The organism is Mixta theicola (assembly GCF_002895925.1).
GTDB classification, from domain to species: Bacteria; Pseudomonadota; Gammaproteobacteria; order Enterobacterales; family Enterobacteriaceae; genus Mixta; species Mixta theicola.
The window spans coordinates 142,746-163,404 of record NZ_NWUO01000006.1; the positions used below are offsets into that span (position 1 = coordinate 142,746).

Below are 20,659 nucleotides of genomic sequence, written 5' to 3' on the forward strand. Positions count from 1 at the left end.
TCTCACCGTCATTTTTCCGTGTCATGTTACGTTGCGAACAAAAAAAGCGTGTTTTTACGTATACCTACAATGTCACAGGAAAACGCTATGTCCTACTTTACGTTTCGTCATACCGCTCTCAGCATGGTGCTGGGACTGGCACTGAGCGGCAACGCCCTGGCCGCGACGGAAATTCCGTTCTGGCACTCTATGGAAGGCGAATTAGGCAAAGAAGTTGACTCACTGGCACAACGTTTTAACCAGGCGCACCCCGATTATAAAATCGTACCGGTTTATAAAGGCAACTATGAGCAGAGCCTGGCGGCCGGTATCGCCGCGGTACGCACCGGCAAAGCGCCGGCGATTTTGCAGGTTTACGAAGTGGGCACCGCTACCATGATGGCGTCCAAAGCGATCAAGCCGGTCTATGAAGTATTTAACGATGCGGGCATCAGGTTCGACGAATCGCAGTTTGTCCCGACCGTCTCCGGTTACTATACCGATGCGAAAAGCGGCCATCTGCTGTCGCAGCCGTTTAACAGCTCCACGCCGGTACTCTATTACAACAAAGACGCCTTCAGGAAAGCCGGGTTAGATCCGGAGCAGCCGCCAAAAACCTGGCAACAGCTGGCAAAAGATACTGCGGCGCTGCGTAAAGCGGGCATGCAGTGCGGCTACGCCAGCGGCTGGCAGGGCTGGATTCAAATTGAAAACTTCAGCGCCTGGCACGGGCTGCCGGTAGCCACCGAGAATAACGGTTTTGGCGGCACCAGCGCCGAGCTGATTTTCAATAAGCCGGAGCAGGTGCGTCATATCGCCATGCTGGAAGAGATGAACAAAAAAGGGGGCTTCAGCTATTTTGGCCGTAAGGATGAGTCTACCGAGAAGTTCTATAACGGCGACTGCGCGATTACCACCGCCTCATCCGGTTCGCTGGCGGATATTCGTCAGCATGCCAAATTCAGTTATGGCGTCGGCATGATGCCGTATGACGAAAGCGTTCCGGCCGCGCCGCAGAACGCCATTATCGGCGGCGCCAGCCTGTGGGTCATGCAGGGCAAGGACAACGCGACCTACAAAGGCGTGGCGGAGTTTTTACAGTATCTCGCCCAGCCGGAAATCGCTGCCGAATGGCATCAGAAAACCGGTTATCTGCCGATCACTAAGGCCGCTTACGATCTGACGCGCCAGCAGGGCTACTATGAGAAGAATCCGGGCGCGGATATCGCTACGCGACAGATGCTGAACAAGCCGCCGTTGCCTTTCACCAAAGGCTTACGCCTCGGCAATATGCCGCAGATCCGCACCATTGTTGATGAGGAGCTGGAAGGCGTCTGGAACGGCAGTAAAACGCCGCAGGCCGCGCTTGATTCCGCCGTCCAGCGCGGCAATCTGCTGCTGCGCCGCTTCGAACAACAGGTGAAGTAAGCAGACGTCGGGCTGCTGCGGCGGCCCGGCTATCGCTCCGCCCTGTCACGCACCGCTTGTGCCGATCTGTTATGGAACCACCGCATGTCGAGTTCTCGTCCCGTTTTCCAGTCACGCTGGCTGCCCTGGGTATTGGTTTTTCCTCAGCTATTAATCACCCTGATCTTTTTTATCTGGCCTGCCGGCGAGGCGCTCTGGTATTCGGTACAAAGCGTCGATCCCTTTGGCTTTTCCAGTACCTTTGTCGGGCTGGAGAACTTTAGCCGCCTGCTGGATGACGCTTATTATCTTGCCTCCTTCTGGACTACGCTGATTTTCAGCGCGCTGGTGACCGGCTTTGGGCTGGCGATCTCGCTGCTGTTCGCCGCACTGACCGATTATGTGCTGCGCCTGAAACGCTTTTATCAGACGCTGCTGCTGTTGCCTTACGCGGTTGCGCCCGCGATCGCCGCCGTGCTGTGGATGTTTTTATTTAACCCCGGCATCGGGCTGATTGCGCACTTCCTGCGGGACATCGGCTACGGCTGGAACCACGCGCAGAACAGCGGCCAGGCGATGTTTTTGGTGGTGCTGGCCTCGGTATGGCAACAGATTAGCTATAACTTCCTGTTTTTCTTCGCTGCGCTGCAGTCGATCCCGCAGTCTCTGGTTGAAGCGGCCGCCATTGACGGCGCCGGGCCGGTACGCCGTTTCTTTCAACTGTCGCTGCCGCTGATAGCGCCGGTGAGTTTCTTCCTGCTGGTGGTGAATCTGGTTTACGCCTTTTTTGACACCTTTCCGGTAATTGACGCCGCGACGCAGGGCGGCCCGGTACAGGCCACCACCACGCTGATTTATAAAATTTATCGGGAAGGCTTTGCCGGTCTCGATCTCTCTTCATCGGCGGCGCAGTCGGTCGTGCTGATGTTTCTGGTGATTATCTTAACCATTATTCAGTTCCGCTACGTCGAGCGTAAGGTGCGTTATCAATGATTGAACACCGTCGCGGGCTGGATATTTTCAGTCACGTTATGTTGATTTCAGGCATTCTGACCATTCTGTTCCCACTCTGGGTAGCCTTTGTTGCCGCCACGCTGGATAACCAGCAGATTTTTCAGGTGCCGATGAGCCTGGTGCCCGGCACGCAGCTGTGGCACAACCTGCGTGAGATCTGGCTGCACGGTGTCAGCAGCAACAGCGCGCCGATGAGCGTGCTGCTGTTTAACAGTACGCTGATGGCGCTGGCTATCACCTTCGGCAAAATCACCGTCTCGATGCTTTCCGCCTTTGCGCTGGTCTGGTTTCGCTTTCCGCTGCGCAACCTGGTGTTCTGGATGATTTTTATCACGCTGATGCTGCCGGTTGAGGTACGTATTTTCCCCACGGTGGAAGTGGTGGCTCATCTGCAGCTGCTTGACAGCTACAGCGGCCTGACGCTGCCGCTGATGGCGTCCGCCACCGCCACTTTTCTGTTTCGACAGTTCTTTATGTCGCTGCCGGATGAGCTACTGGAGGCGGCGCGCATTGACGGCGCAGGCCCGATGCGCTTCTTCCGCGATATTGTGCTGCCGCTGTCGCGCACCAACCTGGCGGCGCTTTTTGTGATCACCTTTATCTACGGCTGGAACCAGTATCTGTGGCCGATTCTGATCACCAGCGAGACCAAAATGGGCACGGCGGTGGCGGGCATTCGCAGCATGATTTCCTCCGGCGAAGGCACTACCCAATGGAACCTGGTGATGGCGGCGATGCTGCTGACGCTGATCCCGCCGGTGGTGGTGGTGATGGTGATGCAGCGGGCATTTGTCCGTGGTTTGGTAGAGAGCGAGAAATAGACTATGGCAGCAGTAACCCTTCAGGCCGTCACCAAGTCCTATGATGGCAAGCAGCAAATTATACAGCCGCTGGATGTGGTGATTGGCAACGGCGAATTTATGGTGATGGTAGGGCCCTCCGGCTGCGGTAAATCGACGCTGTTACGTATGGTGGCCGGGCTGGAGCGCGTTACCAGCGGCGATATTTATATCGATACGCAGCGGGTAACCGAGCTGGAGCCGAAAGATCGCGGCATTGCGATGGTTTTCCAGAACTATGCGCTTTACCCGCATATGACGGTTGAAGAGAACATGGCGTACGGCCTGAAAATTCGCGGCATGGGACGCGAGCTGATCCGCCAGCGCGTTCTGGAAGCGGCACGCAGCCTGGAGCTGGATGCGCTACTGAAAAGGCATCCACGCGAGCTGTCAGGCGGGCAGCGGCAGCGCGTGGCGATGGGGCGTGCGATAGTGCGTGAGCCGGCGGTCTTTTTGTTTGACGAGCCGCTTTCTAACCTGGATGCGCGGCTGCGCGTTCAGATGCGCCTGGAGCTACAACAGCTGCATCGTCGGCTGCGCACCACCAGCCTGTATGTTACGCACGATCAGGTGGAAGCGATGACGCTGGCGCAGCGCGTAATGGTGATGAATAAAGGCGTCGTCGAGCAGGTCGGCACGCCGGTTGAGGTTTACGAGCGTCCGGCGACGCGCTTCGTCGCCAGTTTTATCGGCTCACCGGCGATGAACCTGCTGGAAGGCTGCTTCAGCCGCGACGGCAACGCGTTTATGCTGGGCGATAATCTGGCGCTGCCGCTGTCCGTCGCGAAAAGTCAGTGGGCGAATCAGGCGGCGACGCTGGGCATTCGCCCGGAGCATATTGGTCTCAGCAGCCGGGAAGCGGGCGGCATTCCGCTGATTGTCGAAACGCTGGAGATCCTCGGCGCGGATAATCTGGCGCACGGCAGGTGGGGCGAACAACGCCTTGTGGTACGCTTGCCGCATCTTGAGCGTCCGGTGCCGGGCAGCACGCTGTGGCTGCATCTGCCCGTCGAGGCGCTACACTTTTTCTCGGCTAAACACGGAGCGCGTCTGGAATGAAGAAAGAGTGGCCCTATCCACACGTTGTGGCCCATCGCGGCGGCGGCAAGCTGGCGCCGGAAAACACGCTGGCGGCGATTGATACCGGCGCGCGTTACGGCCATACCATGATTGAATTCGATGCTAAGCTGTCGCGCGATGAGCATATTTTCCTGCTGCACGACGACACGCTCGATCGTACCAGCAACGGCTGGGGCATTGCGGGTGAGCTGCCGTGGCATCAGCTGGCGCAGCTGGACGTTGGCGGCTGGTTTGGCAAAGCCTTTACCAACGAGCGGCTGCCGCTGCTGGAGGCCGTTGCGGCGCGCTGCCGTCAGCATCGCCTGCTGGCGAATATCGAAATTAAGCCGACTACCGGCTATGAAGCACAGACCGGAAAAGCGGTAGCGCTGGCGGCGCGTGAACTGTGGCAGGGCGAAACCGCGCCGCTGCTTTCGTCGTTTTCTGTGGTCGCGCTGGAAGCGGCGATGCAGGCCGCACCGGAACTGCCGCGCGGACTGCTGCTGGACGAATGGCATGAAGAGTGGCAGGCGATGACCCAGGTGCTGGATTGCGTCTCTATTCACCTGAATCATCGCTTGCTGGATGCGGAGCGCACCGCCGCGATTAAACAGGCGGGGCTGAGAATTCTGGTGTATACCGTGAACCAGCCCGAACGTGCGCGAACCCTGCTGGAGTGGGGCGTGGATGCGATCTGCACCGATCGCATCGATATTATCGGCCCCGATTTTTAAGCGTTACCGGGTATTGTTCTGATACACCGGCGGCGGCGTATTGCTACCGGGCTGCGACTGTAAAACGCGCTGCTGCGTGCTGTTACGCTGTTCCTGCATACGGCGCTGCATCTGCTGCGTCTGCTGCTGTTGATCCAGACGCAGCTTGCTTTGCTGCTGCATCTGGCGCGTTTGCATCTGGTTTTGCAAACGCTGCTGGCTTGGGTTGTAACCCGGCTGATTAGGATTGTTGTTGTTATTATTCAGCATATTCGCCATGCCGCTCAGCGGCAGCAGAGCGATAAAAATCATCAGTAGTTTTTTCACTTTCTGTTCTCCTTCATTGGCAACGCGGCGTAGACGACGCCGGAGCGGCATCGCTGTTGGTTGCCCACTCTAAGTTTAACTCACCTTCAGCGAGCGGCCTCTCTCCGGGCGCTAATTTGCGTTAGGGCTCGCTTTCTGTGCTTATTTTGTGCATGTTTAAAAAAAGTAAACACAACGTAAATAACAAGACGGGCGATGATATGCAGAAAAAAGTAAAGGGATGGCGGCTCACCGCTGCGTTGCTAACGCTGCTGTGGGGCGGATCGGCGCTGGCGCTGGTACAAAATGCTCCGCCGGTTTCCTATGGCATTGAGGCGGATACCTTCCATCCGGTTCGGGCTAAACAGGGAATGGTGGCATCGGTGGATGCAACTGCCACGCAGATCGGCGTGGATATTTTGCGTCAGGGCGGGAATGCGGTGGATGCCGCCGTGGCGGTGGGTTTTGCGCTGGCGGTGACCCATCCGCAGGCGGGAAATCTGGGCGGTGGAGGGTTTATGCTGTTGCGCACCGCTTCTGGCCGCGTTACCGCTATTGATTTCCGTGAGATTGCGCCCGCCCGCGCCAGCCGGGATATGTTCCTGGATAAGCAGGGCAATGCGGACAGCAAACTTTCACTGACCTCGCCGCTGGCTTCCGGTACGCCCGGCACGGTAGCGGGCTTTGCGCTGGCGGCAAAGAAATACGGTACGCTACCGCTGAGCCAGCTGGTGCAGCCCGCAATTGAACTGGCGCGCAAGGGCATCATCGTAAACGATGCGCTGGCTGACGATCTGAATAGCTATGGTAAAGAAGTGCTGCTTGCCCATGACAACAGCAGGGCTATTTTCTTTAAGCCGGACGGCACGCCTTATCAGAAAGGCGAACGTCTGGTGCAGGCTAACCTGGCGCACAGCCTGTCGCTGATTGCGCGCCAGGGAGCCGATGCCTTTTACAAAGGGGAGATCGCCGATCGGATCGCCGCAGAAATGGCCCAGCATGGCGGCCTGATTAGCAAAGCGGATTTAGCCAGCTATCACGCGATAGAGCGCCAGCCGATTAGCGGCAGCTATCGCGGCTATCAGATCTTTTCCATGCCGCCGCCCTCTTCCGGCGGTATTCATATCGTGCAGATCCTTAATATTCTGGAAAACTTCGATCTGGCGAAAATGGGCTTCGGCAGCGCCGACGCGATGCAGATTACCGCCGAAGCGGAGAAATATGCCTACGCCGACCGTTCGGAATACCTCGGCGATCCCGATTTTGTGAAGGTGCCGTGGCAGGCGTTGACCAGCAAAGCCTATGCTAAATCGCTGGCGCAGCAGATTGATTTAGCCAAAGCGCGGCCTTCGGAACAGATCAAGCCGGGCAAACTGGAGCCGTATGAGAGCAACCAGACCACGCACTTTTCGGTGGTGGACAAGCAGGGCATTGCGGTCGCGGTGACCTATACGCTGAATACTAATTTCGGCAGCGGCATCGTGGCGGGCAACAGCGGTATTCTGCTGAATAATGAGATGGATGATTTTTCCGCCCGCCCCGGTACACCAAACGTTTATGGCCTGGTCGGCGGCGAGGCCAACGCCGTCCAGCCCGGCAAGCGTCCGCTTTCATCAATGTCGCCAACTATCGTGGTGAAGGATGGCAAAACCTGGCTGGTAACCGGCAGCCCAGGCGGCAGCCGGATTATCACCACCGTGCTGCAAATGGTGATTAACAGCATTGATTTTGGCATGAACGTTGCCGAAGCGACCAACGCGCCGCGTTTCCATCATCAGTGGCTGCCGGATCAGCTACGCGTTGAGAAGGGATTCAGCCCGGATACGCTTAAATTGCTGAGCGCAAAAGGACAGAACGTCAAAGTATTACCGGCGATGGGCAGTACGCAAAGCATTATGATCGGGCCTGACGGCACGCTGTACGGCGCGTCCGATCCGCGTACGGTAGATGATTTAACGGCGGGATATTAACGGATAAGCCGTGTCGGAAACCTGAATTCCGGCACGGCGCGCAGCGATGAACGGGCAGGGAAGTTACCGCAAAAGCCGCATAATAGATTGAAACTTCTGCAGGAGCTGCCTATGGTTTGTAGCATCGTTGCTACAAATCAGGAGGCGGTATGACCATTACGACAATTTCCAGCCGTGCCTTTAATCAGGAAATATCAAAGGCTAAAAAATCATCTAAAAATGGCCCGGTTTATATTACCGATCGTGGTAAACCGGCATATGTATTATTGAGCTGGGAAGAATTTAAAAAGCTCAGTGGTTCACGTAGAAATATTCTTGATGCCTTGCAAATGGTGGAGGCGGCTGATATAGATTTTGAACCTGAGCGTGGAAATATTATTAACCGGGACGTTGATTTCTGATGCGCTATTTACTGGATACCAATGTTTTTTCCGAACTGAGAAAGGCAGGGACGCAAAAAATTGATGCTAACGTTGCACGTTGGGCCGAGTCAGTTGATGCCGGCGATTTGTTTATTTCTGTTATTACCGTCATGGAGATTGAAAAAGGCATCCTTAATCTGGCACGTAAAGATGCTTCACAGGCAGCAATATTACGCCAGTGGTTTGAGCAAAGGGTATTGACTGAATTTGCAGAGCGTATCCTGGCTATTGATGTGCAGGTTGCCCGCTATTGCGCGCAGCTGCATATCCCGGACAAACGCTCGGAAAATGATGCGCTCATTGCCACCACGGCTTACCTGCATGAAATGATCCTTGTTACCCGCAATACTAAAGACTTTATCGACATGGGACCTGGCTTACTTGATCCCTGGGAAACGGCATAGCGCCGTCTCCCTTTAATGACTACGCGCTTCTCAAGGAAGGCGACCAGCGCATAGTGGCCAGGCCGCTGATGAGCAATGCGCTTTTGCCACAAAAAATTAATAAAATTATGCGTACTATTAACGGGATATTTTATTGTAAAAAGTGAGGCGCCTGTCGAATAATAGAAAATACGTATTGCTTTGCGATGGCAGTGAGGTTATTTATTTTCTAACTCTCTGAATAATTTAAACTATCCTGCTTTCTTTTTATTAGTTAATGGATCGAGTAAATTGACCTGTTATTTTATATTAACAGACGGCTTCGTATATTAATGGCTTGCTGAGTGAAAGAGTTACAATAGATAAAATGTGTCATCTAACCGTTTAGGTTAAATTAATTAACTGAGTGAATAATAGATTCTATTAATAAGTCAGGAAGAGTTTGGTTGCCGCTAAATTTTAATTATTAAGAAACTTATGGTCTTAGGGTTTGGACTTATTAACCTACAGGCAGGGATACCGTATGATAAACAATGGAAAAGAAGGCAGCTTACGCCTGATGACGCCGGGCGAAATAAATATGGCTAAAACGATATTTGGCAATGCGATTATCTATTCTCGCGTTTGGATCCACTACGACAGCTACTTTCCGTTTGGCCTGCAGGGCCAAAATGTGGCGATGGCGCCCAACGGGGAGATTTACATGCGTGACTATTACTATGCGGCTGATTTCTCGGCGATTTCCGACATGGGTAAACAGCATGCTTTTATTCATGAGCTGACTCATGTCTGGCAATATCAGAAAGGGATGTGGGTCAGAACCCGCGGATTGTTTAGCTGGGCGGCTGATTATGACTATGATTTTGAAGGAAATAAATATTTGCAGGATTACTCTATGGAACAGCAGGCGCAGATAGTGGCTGACTATTTTTTGCTTTATCGCTATGGATATGGGGCATGGCTCAAGCTGCTTCCATCTATTGGAACTTTTACAGGTGAAGCTTACCCAAATATCAAAGCGGATTATAAACGTGTATTAACCCATTTTCTCAGGCAGAGATAACAATGCGTAAATTACTCTTAATAGCAGCCGTTTTTTTTCTAAGCGGCTGCCCCGGGCCGGGCGACTATTATCATCCTAACTATCCTGCTCAGGTGAACATTAAAGATAATAAACCGTGCGTGACCGTACAGCCGGAGGGTGACGAAGAGGTTTACGCCATACATATCTATGAAATGGCAGGTATGGCCCGCGAAAAACTTTTTATACCCAGGTCCTACACTGTCCGTGCTGATGAGTGTCTGGATATTGCCGCTTATCCGTTTCGTCCTGATACTGCTTACGTTTTTTCGGTTGTTCTGAGTTCAGAAAAAAAATTTAAAAAGAAGCGCTTTCCCTGGGGCAGAGAATTTATTGTCCGCTTCCGTCTGTTTGAAGGCATAAATGGACTTCAGGTTGAAGAAGTCGAGCCGGAGCCGCCGAACTGGAACTTACCAGCAAGATCGTCAGATGAGTTTCAACTCATCTCGCCAGAGCAGCAATAAAAAAGCTTTACAAATACGAATGATAATGATTACTATTGCCATGCACTCCAGCGAGGCTGACATCGGACTCTCTGCGAAGGCACGACATTGCTCACATTGCTTCCAGTATTTTTTAGCCAGCCAAGAGCTGGCTTTTTTTTGCCCATCTCGCGTGACCTGCAAGCCAGCTTTTCTGTTAGAGGGCATCTGTCCATGCTTAGCCTGAGCCACAATAAGACGATCAAAGGGATCTTTGTGTAACCTTTCAGGCAGGTCTGCCACCAAAAGTGCATGTTTACTTTTTACCGGAATCTCAGTTAATTTTCCGTTCATTTTTTTTGAACAGAGGCGTGAACTTTTTCAGCTATCATTCAGCCTGCTCCGGCCCCAGACTAGAAAAAAACGTTGAGGAGCATTGAATATGATTTACTTACGCAAAGCTGAAGAGCGCGGTCATGCTAACCACGGCTGGCTGGACAGCTGGCACACTTTTTCATTCGCTAACTACTACGACGCCAACTTTATGGGCTTCTCGGCGCTGCGGGTAATTAACGAAGACGTTATCGCGGGCGGCGAGGGATTCGGTACGCATCCCCATAAAGATATGGAAATCCTGACCTACGTGCTTTCCGGCACCGTAGAGCATCAGGACAGTATGGGGAATAAAGAGCAGATCCCGGCGGGCGAGTTCCAGATTATGAGCGCCGGCACCGGCGTGCGCCATTCCGAATACAACGCCAGCAGCAGCGAGCCGCTGCATCTGTATCAGATCTGGATTATCCCGGAAAAAACCGGCATTGAGCCGCGCTACGACCAGCGACGATTTGCGGATGTCTCCGGCCGCCAGCTGATTCTGTCGCCGGATGCCCGTGACGGTTCGCTGAAGGTTTATCAGGATATGACGCTGTCGCGCTGGGTACTGAAAGCGGGCGAGAGCGATAGCATTGCGCTGGATCCGTCACGCCGCATCTGGATTCAGGTAGTAAAAGGCGAGGTGCAGGTTAACGATCAGCCGATCGCTACCAGCGACGCGCTGGCCATCTGGGAAGAGAGCGCGCTGACGCTGCAGGCAGGCAGCGATGCAGAGGTCCTGCTGTTCGATCTGCCGCCGGTTTAAGCGTGACGCAGGCCGCCGTCGCAACCCGACGGCGGCCTTTTTTTGCCTGCGATTTAACAATGCGCCGACAGCGCCGGATAAGGCGCGTTTTCCCTGCTCGTTACTGCTGCGGTTTTTTTGTAAACTCACTGTCATCTCCCTCTGGCCTGCGAATGATAATGAAGAAGAAAAGACCCGTGCTTCAGGATGTTGCCGATCGCGTCGGCGTGACGAAAATGACCGTCAGCCGCTATCTCCGTAATCCGCAGCAGGTCTCCGCCGCGCTGGGCGCGCAAATCGCCGTGGTGCTGGATGAGCTGGGCTACATTCCTAACCGCGCCCCCGATATGCTCTCTAACGCCACCAGCCGCGCGATTGGCGTGCTGCTGCCTTCGCTAACTAACCAGGTTTTCGCCGACGTGCTGCGCGGCATTGAAAGCGTAACCGACGCGGCAGGTTATCAGACGCTGGTCGGCCATTTCGGCTATAACCCGGAGAAGGAGGAGCTGCAGCTGCGCTCGCTGCTGGGCTGGAACATCGACGGGCTGATCCTTACCGAGCGCACCCACACGCCAGCCAGCCTGCGGATGATTGAAACCGCCGGCATTCCGGTGATTGAAATGATGGACAGCGTTTCGCCCTGCCTGGATATGGCGGTGGGTTTTGATAACGTTGAGGCGGCGCGGCAAATGACGCAGGCGATTCTGGCGAAAGGGCATCGCCATACCGTTTATCTTGGCGCGCGGCTTGACGAGCGCACGTTGCAAAAACAACGAGGCTACGAGCTGGCGATGTGCGAGGCGGGGCTGGAACCGCGCAGCGTCATGATGGAAGAGGCGTCCTCTTTTAGCGCGGGCGCGATGCTGCTGTGTGAAGCGCGGCGGCGTTATCCGCAGACCGACAGCCTGTTCTGCACCAATGACGATTTGGCGATAGGTGCTATGTTTGAATGCCAGCGCCAGGGATTGCGCGTGCCGCAGCAAATGGCGATTGCGGGCTTTCACGGGCACGATATTGCGCACGTGGTCACGCCGCGTTTAGCCACCGTGCTGACGCCGCGCGATCGTATGGGACGAGAGGCCGCCGCGCTGCTGCTGGCGCGTATCGGCGGCGAAAGGCGCGAACATCAACCAGTGGATGTGGGATTTGAGATTCAGGAAGGGGAGAGCATCTGAATCTGCAGTTTTTTTGAACTCGCTCACAATTCCACGCTTTTCCTGTCAGACAGGTTGCGCTAATAAACGCACGTACTGAGAATGGGTGCGGCAATGTTATCGGTAACATTCGCCTCTTCATCTGCCGGAGCTAACAACAATGCAAAACCAGTCGCCGTCACATCACGTATTTATTTTGATGGGCGTATCAGGCAGCGGCAAATCCGCCGTTGCTTATGAAGTCTCGCACCAGCTGAAAACCGCATTTCTCGACGGCGATTTTCTGCATCCGCGCGCGAATATCGAAAAAATGGCCGAAGGCCATCCGCTGAACGATGAAGATCGTTGCCCCTGGCTGCAGGCGGTCAACGATGCGGCATTTGCGATGCAGCGTACCCAGGCCGTTTCGATTATCGTCTGCTCCGCCCTGAAAAAAAGCTACCGCGATATTCTGCGTCAGGGGAATAACAACCTCTCTTTTATCTATCTGAAAGGCGATTTCGCCACGATTGAAAGCCGCCTGAAGGCGCGTAAAGGCCATTTCTTTAAGCCGCAAATGCTGGTCTCCCAGTTCGATACCCTGGAAGAGCCTGGCAATGATGAAAGCGATGTACTGGTGGTTGATATTAATCACACCCTGCCAGATGTCGTTGCCGCCACCATCGCAACCATTGAGGGTGCGATTAAAAAGGATTAGTTGTTTCTGATGAGTACCGCAACCCTGGTTTTAACCGCAGCAGGTTCGGTTGTTCTGCTGCTGTTTCTGGTGATGAAGGCGCGTATGCACGCGTTTGTCGCCCTGATATTAGTTTCTTTTGGCGCTGGCCTGTTTTCCGGGATGCCGCTGGATAAAATTGCCGAAACCATGCAAAAAGGCATGGGCGGCACGCTCGGCTTTCTCGCCGTGGTGGTGGCGCTGGGCGCCATGTTTGGCAAAATCCTGCATGAAACCGGCGCGGTCGATCAAATCGCTATTCGGATGCTGAAATCGTTCGGCGAAAGCCGGGCGCATTATGCGATGGGGATAGCTGGCTTGATCTGCGCGCTGCCGCTGTTTTTTGAGGTGGCGGTAGTGCTGCTGATCAGCATCGCTTTCGCCGTGGCACGGCGCACCGGCGATAACCTGGTCAAGCTGGTGATCCCGCTGTTTGCCGGCGTTGCGGCGGCGGCGGCGTTTCTGCTGCCCGGCCCGGCGCCGATGCTGCTGGCTTCGCAGATGCACGTTGATTTTGGCTGGATGATCCTGCTGGGACTGTGCGCGGCGCTGCCCGGTATGCTGATCGCCGGTCCGCTGTTCGGCAACTTTATCAGCCGTCACGTCAGCTTTAACGTGCCGGCAGAGGTGGCGCAGCCGGAAGTGGAAGCGCATAAGCTGCCCTCCTTTGGCTTCAGCCTGTCGCTGATTCTGTTTCCGCTGGTGCTGGTGGGGCTGAAAACCATCGGCGCGCGCTTTACCTCTGAGGGATCGCGCCTGTATGAATGGCTGGAATTTATCGGCCATCCTTTTACCGCCATTCTGCTGGCGCTGCTGCTGGCGATTTATGGCCTGGCCTGGCGTCAGGGCATGGATAAAGAGAAGGTGATGCAGGTTTGCGGCAGCGCGCTGCAGCCGGCGGGCATTATCCTGCTGGTCATCGGCGCGGGCGGCGTGTTTAAGCAGGTGCTGGTAGATTCCGGCGTCGGCCCGGCGCTGGGCAACGCCTTAACCGGCGCGGGACTGCCGATTGCGCTGGCCTGCTTTATCCTCGCGGCGGCGGTGCGTATCATTCAGGGATCGGCGACGGTGGCCTGTTTGACGGCGGTAGGGCTGGTGATGCCGGTCATTGAGCCGCTGCACTACAACGGCGCGCAGATGGCGGCGCTGTCGCTGTGCATCGCTGGCGGATCGATTGTGGTCAGTCATGTGAACGATGCGGGTTTCTGGCTGTTTGGCCGCTTTACCGGCGCGACCGAGGCGCAAACGCTAAAAACCTGGACGCTGATGGAAACCATTCTGGGAACCACAGGCGCCATCATCGGCATGATCGCTTTCGAACTGCTCTCCTGATCGTAACGGGCGGAGATACCCGTCATACTTCAGGTTGCAGGTGCGTTGGCTTTCCTCGTGCACCCCGGTCACTTACTGCGGTAGCTGCCGGGGATTCACTGCGTTGCCGCCTGCCTGCAGCCCGAATTATTTAGGCTATAGTGACTATCCGCTTCTGCCGTGACTTATCCCCGGTACGCTAAATCTTCAGGTAGGCGCGGATGCCATCAAGGAACATCTGCGTCGCCAGCATAATCAGAATCAGCCCCATCAGGCGTTCCAGCGCATTGACGCCCTTATCGCCCAGCAGCCGCAAAAACAGGCCGGAAAGCAGTAAAATCACCACCGTAATGCCCCAGGCGCACAGCAGCGCGCCGACCAGATAGCCCATCTGATGCGGATACTGATGCGAAAGCAGCATTAGCGTCGCCAGCAGCGAAGGCCCGGCCACCAGCGGGATCGCCAGCGGCACCAGAAACGGCTCCTCGCCGACCGGCAGGCCGGTACTGCTGCTTTCCGCCGACGGAAAAATCATTTTAATGGCGATCAGGAATAAAATAATGCCGCCGGAGATCGATACCGTTTCGGTCCGCAGGTTAAGAAACGCCAGAATTTTTTCGCCAGCGAATAAAAAAAGCAGCATCAGCGCCAGCGCAATGAGCATTTCGCGGATCAGAACGATGCGGCGCCGTTTCGGCTCCAGATGCTTTAAAACCGACATAAAAATCGGCAAATTGCCGAGCGGATCCATAATCAACAACAATAATATGGTCGCAGAGATCATTTCAGTCATTTATTTTGCTCTTTACTCTTGAGTCAGCAGCGCCGTTATTAGCAATGCTGTTGAAAAGATTAACTCAATCGAATTAATTCACTTGCCAGCAGAGCTGCATTTTGTAGAGTTGAGGGTTACAGGTAAACCCATTTTCTCTGGCGGGCTTCGCTTTCTGGCGAACCGATATTTTCACTCTTCAGACGGTCAGGCGCTACTCTGGTGATGCAGTCATCGCACCGGTAGCCTGTAGCAGGTGTTCAATGAAAAATGTAGGTCTTATTGGTTGGCGCGGTATGGTCGGCTCAGTGCTGATGCAGCGCATGAGTGAAGAGCGTGACTTTGACGCGATTCGTCCGGTTTTTTTCTCCACCTCCCAGCACGGCCAGGCCGCGCCGACGGTTGGCGGCCACGGCGGTACGCTGCAGGATGCGTTTAATATCGAGGCGCTGCGCGCGCTGGATATTATTATCACCTGCCAGGGCGGCGACTATACCAGTGAGATCTATCCGAAGCTGCGCGCCAGCGGCTGGCAGGGTTACTGGATTGACGCGGCCTCCACGCTGCGTATGCAGGATGATGCGATTATTATTCTCGATCCGGTTAACCATCAGGTGATCCGCGAAGGGCTGGATAAAGGTATTAAAACCTTTGTGGGCGGCAACTGTACCGTGAGCCTGATGCTGATGTCTCTGGGCGGCCTGTTTGCGCACAACCTGGTTGAATGGGCTTCCGTAGCCACTTACCAGGCGGCCTCCGGCGGCGGCGCGCGTCATATGCGCGAGCTGCTGACGCAAATGGGGATGCTGCACGATCACGTTGCGCCAGAGCTGCAGGATCCGGCGTCGGCGATTCTGAATATCGAACGCAAAGTCACCGAGTTCACCCGTTCCGGCACGCTGCCGGTGGATAATTTCGGCGTGCCGCTGGCGGGCAGCCTGATCCCGTGGATTGATAAACAGCTGGAAAACGGCCAGAGCCGTGAAGAGTGGAAAGGCCAGGCGGAAACTAACAAGATTCTTAGTACACAGCAGACCATTCCGGTTGACGGTCTGTGCGTGCGCGTTGGCGCGCTGCGCTGCCACAGCCAGGCCTTCACGCTCAAGCTGAAAAAAGATGTGCCGCTGGCGGAGATCGAACAGCTGCTGGGATCGCATAATGAGTGGGTCAAAGTGGTGCCCAACGATCGTGAGCTGACGATGCGCGAGCTGACGCCGGCGGCGGTAACCGGCACGCTGTCCACGCCGGTAGGTCGTCTGCGTAAGCTGAACATGGGGCCGGAATATCTTTCCGCCTTTACCGTTGGCGATCAGCTGCTGTGGGGCGCGGCCGAACCGCTGCGCCGCATGCTGCGCTTACTGGTCGATTAAGCGGTTACTGCCCCATTCGGCCTACGGATGGGGCAGCGCTCAGATAAACGGCGCGGGCCGAACCGTCAGGGATGACGGTTTTTGCGTTTTTACGATCGGCTGAACTCCCCGCGCAAGCACCCGCTTATTAATCCGCACTTTATTGCTTCATTCTTTCCCTGTTTTTTCATCAGGCTGGCGTAAATTTAACCGTCAGGTGATCCGTATCCTCTTTTTCAGCATTGTGCTAATTATTTTATGCAAAGTTTGCAGGCTTATTGTTTGCCTTGTCTATGCTTAGCAAGACTGTTTTGTTTTTCTGCTTTGAATATTAAAAGTTGATGCGCGCGGCAACGCTTTTTCCATGGAAAGGTGCGGCTCTGTCGGCGTGCGCATGGCTCATTGAAGAGTAGTCAGGCTAACGTCTTCTCACGTAACGTTTCGGCTACCATACATCACAGGAAGAAAGTCATGTCAGAGCTCCCGGATCGCCAGGCGATTAATGCGATTATTGAAGGTCACTATGCTGACCCGTTTTCACTATTGGGAATGCATCAGACCGGTAACAAACTTGAGGTGCGGGCGCTGTTGCCTGATGCAACTGAAGTGTGGGTGATCGAAACCAGCACCGGACGTAAATGCGCTCAGCTGAAGTGTCTCGATTCACGCGGCTTTTTTCACGGCGTTATCCCGCGTCGTAAAAACCCGTTCCGCTATCAGCTGGCCGTCACCTGGCATGGCGAGCAGAATCTGATTGACGATGCCTATCGTTTCGGCCCGCTGTTGCAGGAACTGGACAGCTGGCTGCTGGCGGAAGGCACCCATTTACGCCCCTATGAAACGCTGGGCGCTCATGCCGAAGTGATTGACGGCATTAACGGCACCCGTTTCTCGGTCTGGGCGCCCAACGCTCGTCGCGTCTCGGTGGTAGGCGACTTTAACTATTGGGATGGCCGTCGTCACCCGATGCGCTTCCGCCGTGAAATCGGCGTCTGGGAGCTGTTTGTGCCCGCGGCGCGCACCGGACAGCTCTACAAATTTGAAGTGGTTGATAATAAAGGGCAGCTGCGTCTGAAATCGGACCCGTTTGCTTTTGAATCACAAATGCGGCCTGACAGCGCCTCGGTGATCTGCGGACTGCCGGAAAAGGTCGTCATGCGCGAGGATCGCAAGGCGGCAAACGCCTTTGACGCGCCGATTTCCATTTATGAGGTTCACCTTGGCTCCTGGCGGCGCCATGCCGATAACAACTTCTGGCTGAGCTATAAAGAGCTGGAAGAACAGCTTATTCCCTATGTTAAAGAGATGGGCTTTACCCATATCGAACTGATGCCAATTAACGAGCATCCGTTTGATGGCAGCTGGGGCTATCAGCCGGTGGGCATGTACGCGCCGACCCGGCGCTACGGCACGCGCGATGAGTTCCGCCATTTTGTCGCCGCCGCGCACGCCGCCGGGCTGAATGTGATCCTTGACTGGGTGCCCGGCCACTTCCCTTCCGATGATTTCGGCCTGGCGCAGTTTGACGGCACCGCGCTGTATGAACATGAAGACCCGCGCGAAGGGTTTCATCAGGACTGGAACACGCTGATTTATAACTACGGGCGCCGTGAAGTCAGCAACTACCTGGCCGGTAACGCGCTTTACTGGGTAGAGCGCTTTGGCATTGACAGCCTGCGCGTGGATGCGGTGGCCTCGATGATCTACCGCGACTACAGCCGTCCGCAGGGCGAATGGGTGCCGAACCACTTTGGCGGCCGTGAGAATCTCGAAGCGATTGATTTCATTCGTTACACCAACCGGATGTTGGGAAACACCGCACCCGGCGCGGTCACTATCGCCGAAGAGTCCACCGATTTTCACGGCGTGTCGCGTCCGCTGGAAATGGGCGGGTTGGGCTTCTGGTACAAATGGAACCTGGGCTGGATGCACGACACGCTGGATTACATGAAGCTCGATCCGGTTTATCGCAGCCACCATCATCACCTGATGACGTTCGGTATGCTGTACAACTACACCGAAAACTTTGTGCTGCCGCTTTCGCACGATGAGGTGGTTCACGGTAAGCGTTCGATCCTCGATCGTATGCCGGGCGATGCCTGGCAGAAGTTCGCTAATCTGCGCGCCTATTATGCCTGGATGTGGGCATTCCCCGGTAAAAAGCTGCTGTTTATGGGCGGCGAATTTGCCCAGGGGCGTGAGTGGAACCATGACGCCAGCCTCGACTGGCACCTGCTGGAAGGCGAGGATAACTGGCACCACGGCGTACAGCGTCTGGTGCGCGATCTTAACTTTATCTATCGGCACCATGCGCCGATGCATCAGTGCGATTTCGAGGGCAGCGGCTTTGAATGGCTGGTGGTGGATGACTATGAGAATTCGGTATTTATCTTTGCGCGCCGCGATCGTGAAGGTAACGAAATCATTGTTGCCAGCAATTTTACGCCGGTTCCGCGCACCAACTACCGCTTTGGCATCAACCAGCCGGGCGGCTGGCGCGAAATCATCAATACCGACTCCGTTCATTACCACGGCAGCAACGCTGGCAACGGCGGCGTGGTGTGGAGCGATCCGTTACCCAGCCACAACCGTGAGCATTCGCTGATGCTGACATTGCCGCCGCTGGCGACGATTTGGTTGGTCCGGGAGGCGGAATGAGTCATTTGCGTACGGGTAATCCCGCTCCTTCTGGCGCCAGCTGGGATGGTAACGGGGTTAACTTCACGCTGTTTTCTCAACACGCACAGCGCGTGGAACTCTGCCTGTTTGATGAACACGGGCAGGAAGCGCGCTATGACCTGCCGTCGCGCACCCATAACATCTGGTACGGCTACGTACCGGGACTCAAACCGGGCCAGCGCTACGGCTATCGGGTACATGGCCCCTGGGCGCCGGAGCAGGGGCATCGCTTTAACCCGGCTAAGCTGTTAATCGATCCCTGCGCGCGCGCCGTCAAGGGCGAGGTGGTGGATAGCCCGCTGTTTAACGGCGGCGAATGGCAGCGCGATGAGCAGGATAACGCAGCGATTGCGCCGAAAAGCGTGGTGGTCGCGGAAGATTTTAACTGGGGCGATGACGTCGCGCCGCGCGTGCCCTGGGGTAATACGGTGATCTATGAAGCGCACGTGCGTGGATTAACCCGGCGGCATCCGGAAATTCCGGAAACGCAGCGCGGCACTTACGCTGCGCTGGGGCATCCTGCTATTGTCAATTACCTCAAAGGGCTGGGTATCACCACGCTGCAGCTGCAGCCGGTAGCGCAGTTTGCCGATGAGCCGCGTCTGCAGCAGCTGGGGCTGCGTAACTATTGGGGCTACAACCCGTATGCGCTCTGGTCGGTAGAGCCGCGCTACGCCTCCGGCGAGGGCGGACGCAGCGCGCTACAGGAGTTCCAGCAGGCAGTAAAAGCCCTGCACGCGGCGGGCATTGAAGTGGTGCTGGATATGGTGCTTAACCATACCGCCGAGCTGGAAGAGATTGGTCCAACGCTGTCGATGCGCGGCATAGATAACGCCAGCTACTACTGGTTAACCGACGACGGGCATTACCACAACTGGACCGGCTGCGGTAACACGCTCAATCTCAGCCATCCGCAGGTGATGAGCTGGGCGCTCGACTGTTTGCGTTATTGGGTTACGGTGTGCCACGTCGATGGTTTTCGCTTTGACCTGGCGTCGGTACTGGGAAGAACGCCCGATTTTCGCGCCGATGCGCCTTTCCTCGCGGCGCTAAAAGCCTGTCCGATTCTTTCAGCGGTGAAGCTGATCGCCGAGCCGTGGGATATTGGGCCGCACGGCTATCAGATGGGGCGCTTTCCGTCACCGTTTGCCGACTGGAACGATCGCTTCCGCGACGATATGCGCCGCTACTGGCTGCTCGGCGAGTTATCCAACGGCGACTTTGCGCGCCGTTTCGCCGCTTCCAGCGACGCCTTCCAGCATGATGGCCGCCAGCCATCCGCCACGGTGAACCTGATTACCGCCCACGACGGCTTTACCCTACGCGATTTGTTGAGCTTTACGCGTAAGCGCAATGAGGCCAACGGCGAGGATAACCGCGACGGACACAACGGCAACTTTAGCCACAATCACGGCAGCGAAGGATTAACGGTATCGCTTAATGTGCTGGAGCGCCGCCGTCGCAGCGCGCACGCCTTGCTAACCTCACTGTTGCTGGCGCAGGGCACTCCGATGCTGCTGGCCGGTGATGAACACGGGCATACGCAGCACGGCAACAATAATGCGTACTGTCAGGATAACGAACTGACCTGGTTTGACTGGGAAAACCAGGATGAAGGGCTGTACGCCTTTACCGCCGCTCTGATTCATCTGCGCCAGCAGATCCCGGCGCTGACGCAGGATCGCTGGTGGACGGAAGGCGACGGGAGCGTTCAGTGGCTTAACGGTCAGGGAGAGCCGATGAATGCGCAAGACTGGGAGCAGGGAGAGCATAAGCTGCAAATCCTGCTTTCCGGACGTTGGTTGATCACGATTAATGCCACGCAAGACGTGAGCGAAATACCTCTAACAGACGGAGAATGGCGCGCGGTTCCCCCTTTTGCCGGGGAAGATAATCCTGTCTCGTCGACTGTCTGGCATGGGCCTGCGCACGACGCGTGTGTGTTCCAAAAGCGAGTATAAGGAGTC

The 20,659-nt window shown here is 55.6% G+C and carries 20 protein-coding genes; 17 read left to right on the top strand and 3 right to left on the bottom strand.

Annotated elements, in window-relative coordinates; all coding sequences use genetic code 11:
• Positions 1-87: 87 nt before the first annotated feature.
• The 5 genes from ugpB (at position 88) to ugpQ (ending at position 5,032) form a co-directional block, all read left to right on the top strand.
• Positions 88-1,407, top strand: coding sequence for a sn-glycerol-3-phosphate ABC transporter substrate-binding protein UgpB (gene ugpB / locus COO59_RS10015; RefSeq protein WP_103059659.1), 1,320 nt, complete (start codon positions 88-90; stop codon positions 1,405-1,407).
• Positions 1,408-1,491: 84 nt separating this feature from the next.
• Positions 1,492-2,379, top strand: coding sequence for a sn-glycerol-3-phosphate ABC transporter permease UgpA (gene ugpA / locus COO59_RS10020; protein ID WP_103059660.1), 888 nt, complete (start codon positions 1,492-1,494; stop codon positions 2,377-2,379).
• Positions 2,376-3,221, top strand: coding sequence for a sn-glycerol-3-phosphate ABC transporter permease UgpE (gene ugpE / locus COO59_RS10025; protein ID WP_103059661.1), 846 nt, complete (start codon positions 2,376-2,378; stop codon positions 3,219-3,221). Before ugpA ends, ugpE begins: the two co-directional genes overlap by 4 nt.
• A gap of 3 nt (positions 3,222-3,224) precedes the next feature.
• The gene (locus COO59_RS10030) at positions 3,225-4,298 is read left to right on the top strand and encodes a sn-glycerol-3-phosphate import ATP-binding protein UgpC (protein ID WP_103059662.1); all 1,074 of its coding nucleotides are present in this window, start codon (positions 3,225-3,227) and stop codon (positions 4,296-4,298) included.
• On the top strand, positions 4,295-5,032 hold the full coding sequence (gene ugpQ, locus COO59_RS10035) for a glycerophosphodiester phosphodiesterase (RefSeq protein ID WP_103059663.1): 738 nt from the start codon (positions 4,295-4,297) through the stop codon (positions 5,030-5,032). The genes COO59_RS10030 and ugpQ overlap by 4 nt, the downstream gene beginning before the upstream one ends.
• A 3-nt stretch (positions 5,033-5,035) precedes the next feature.
• Here the strand turns inward: ugpQ and COO59_RS10040 are convergent, their stop codons facing one another.
• Positions 5,036-5,338, bottom strand: coding sequence for a DUF2756 domain-containing protein (locus tag COO59_RS10040; RefSeq protein ID WP_103059776.1), 303 nt, complete (start codon positions 5,336-5,338; stop codon positions 5,036-5,038).
• A 200-nt stretch (positions 5,339-5,538) separates the two neighbouring features.
• Here COO59_RS10040 and ggt point away from each other — a divergent pair, with 200 nt between their 5' ends.
• The 5 genes from ggt to COO59_RS10065 all read left to right on the top strand — a co-directional run bounded on the left by ggt (position 5,539) and on the right by COO59_RS10065 (position 9,637).
• The gene (gene ggt / locus COO59_RS10045) at positions 5,539-7,287 is read left to right on the top strand and encodes a gamma-glutamyltransferase (protein WP_103059777.1); all 1,749 of its coding nucleotides are present in this window, start codon (positions 5,539-5,541) and stop codon (positions 7,285-7,287) included.
• Between the two features lie 149 nt (positions 7,288-7,436).
• Positions 7,437-7,688 carry a type II toxin-antitoxin system Phd/YefM family antitoxin gene (locus COO59_RS10050; protein ID WP_103059664.1) on the top strand — a complete coding sequence of 84 codons (252 nt, stop codon included), beginning with the start codon at positions 7,437-7,439 and terminating at the stop codon, positions 7,686-7,688.
• Positions 7,688-8,113: a type II toxin-antitoxin system VapC family toxin gene (locus COO59_RS10055; protein ID WP_103059665.1), complete on the top strand. Its 426-nt coding sequence runs from the start codon at positions 7,688-7,690 to the stop codon at positions 8,111-8,113. The genes COO59_RS10050 and COO59_RS10055 overlap by 1 nt, the downstream gene beginning before the upstream one ends.
• 502 nt (positions 8,114-8,615) lie before the next feature.
• Complete coding sequence (locus tag COO59_RS10060; RefSeq protein WP_240614117.1) at positions 8,616-9,155, top strand: type IV secretion protein Rhs; 540 nt, start codon at positions 8,616-8,618, stop codon at positions 9,153-9,155.
• A gap of 2 nt (positions 9,156-9,157) precedes the next feature.
• Positions 9,158-9,637 carry a putative T6SS immunity periplasmic lipoprotein gene (locus tag COO59_RS10065; RefSeq protein ID WP_103059666.1) on the top strand — a complete coding sequence of 160 codons (480 nt, stop codon included), beginning with the start codon at positions 9,158-9,160 and terminating at the stop codon, positions 9,635-9,637.
• Here COO59_RS10065 and COO59_RS21035 read toward each other — a convergent pair.
• Positions 9,599-9,949, bottom strand: a complete 351-nt coding sequence (locus COO59_RS21035; RefSeq protein ID WP_205960862.1) for a PIN domain-containing protein — start codon at positions 9,947-9,949, stop codon at positions 9,599-9,601. The two genes, COO59_RS10065 and COO59_RS21035, sit on opposite strands and share 39 nt — an antisense overlap.
• A gap of 88 nt (positions 9,950-10,037) precedes the next feature.
• On the opposite strand from COO59_RS21035, the gene COO59_RS10080 reads away from it, so the two are divergent.
• From COO59_RS10080 to gntU, 4 genes are all read left to right on the top strand, one after another.
• Positions 10,038-10,733: a pirin family protein gene (locus tag COO59_RS10080; RefSeq protein ID WP_103059667.1), complete on the top strand. Its 696-nt coding sequence runs from the start codon at positions 10,038-10,040 to the stop codon at positions 10,731-10,733.
• A 158-nt stretch (positions 10,734-10,891) separates the two neighbouring features.
• Positions 10,892-11,887 (top strand): gluconate operon transcriptional repressor GntR, encoded by a 996-nt coding sequence (gene gntR, locus COO59_RS10085; RefSeq protein ID WP_103059668.1) that lies wholly within the window; start codon positions 10,892-10,894, stop codon positions 11,885-11,887.
• A 139-nt stretch (positions 11,888-12,026) separates the two neighbouring features.
• Positions 12,027-12,563: a gluconokinase gene (gene gntK, locus COO59_RS10090; RefSeq protein WP_103059669.1), complete on the top strand. Its 537-nt coding sequence runs from the start codon at positions 12,027-12,029 to the stop codon at positions 12,561-12,563.
• Positions 12,564-12,572: 9 nt separating this feature from the next.
• Positions 12,573-13,913 carry a gluconate transporter gene (gene gntU / locus COO59_RS10095; RefSeq protein WP_103059670.1) on the top strand — a complete coding sequence of 447 codons (1,341 nt, stop codon included), beginning with the start codon at positions 12,573-12,575 and terminating at the stop codon, positions 13,911-13,913.
• A 178-nt stretch (positions 13,914-14,091) separates the two neighbouring features.
• Here the strand turns inward: gntU and COO59_RS10100 are convergent, their stop codons facing one another.
• Entirely contained in the window at positions 14,092-14,685 is a 594-nt protein-coding gene (locus COO59_RS10100; protein WP_103059671.1) for a YhgN family NAAT transporter, read from the bottom strand.
• Between the two features lie 242 nt (positions 14,686-14,927).
• Between COO59_RS10100 and asd the strand changes: the two genes are divergently transcribed.
• The 3 genes from asd (at position 14,928) to glgX (ending at position 20,653) form a co-directional block, all read left to right on the top strand.
• A complete protein-coding gene (gene asd, locus COO59_RS10105; RefSeq protein ID WP_103059672.1) occupies positions 14,928-16,034 on the top strand; it encodes an aspartate-semialdehyde dehydrogenase in 1,107 nt (368 codons plus the stop codon).
• A gap of 450 nt (positions 16,035-16,484) precedes the next feature.
• Positions 16,485-18,671 (top strand): 1,4-alpha-glucan branching enzyme, encoded by a 2,187-nt coding sequence (gene glgB, locus COO59_RS10110; protein ID WP_103059673.1) that lies wholly within the window; start codon positions 16,485-16,487, stop codon positions 18,669-18,671.
• Positions 18,668-20,653, top strand: a complete 1,986-nt coding sequence (glgX, locus tag COO59_RS10115) for a glycogen debranching protein GlgX (RefSeq protein WP_103059674.1) — start codon at positions 18,668-18,670, stop codon at positions 20,651-20,653. The genes glgB and glgX overlap by 4 nt, the downstream gene beginning before the upstream one ends.
• The last annotated feature ends 6 nt before the right edge of the window (positions 20,654-20,659 follow it).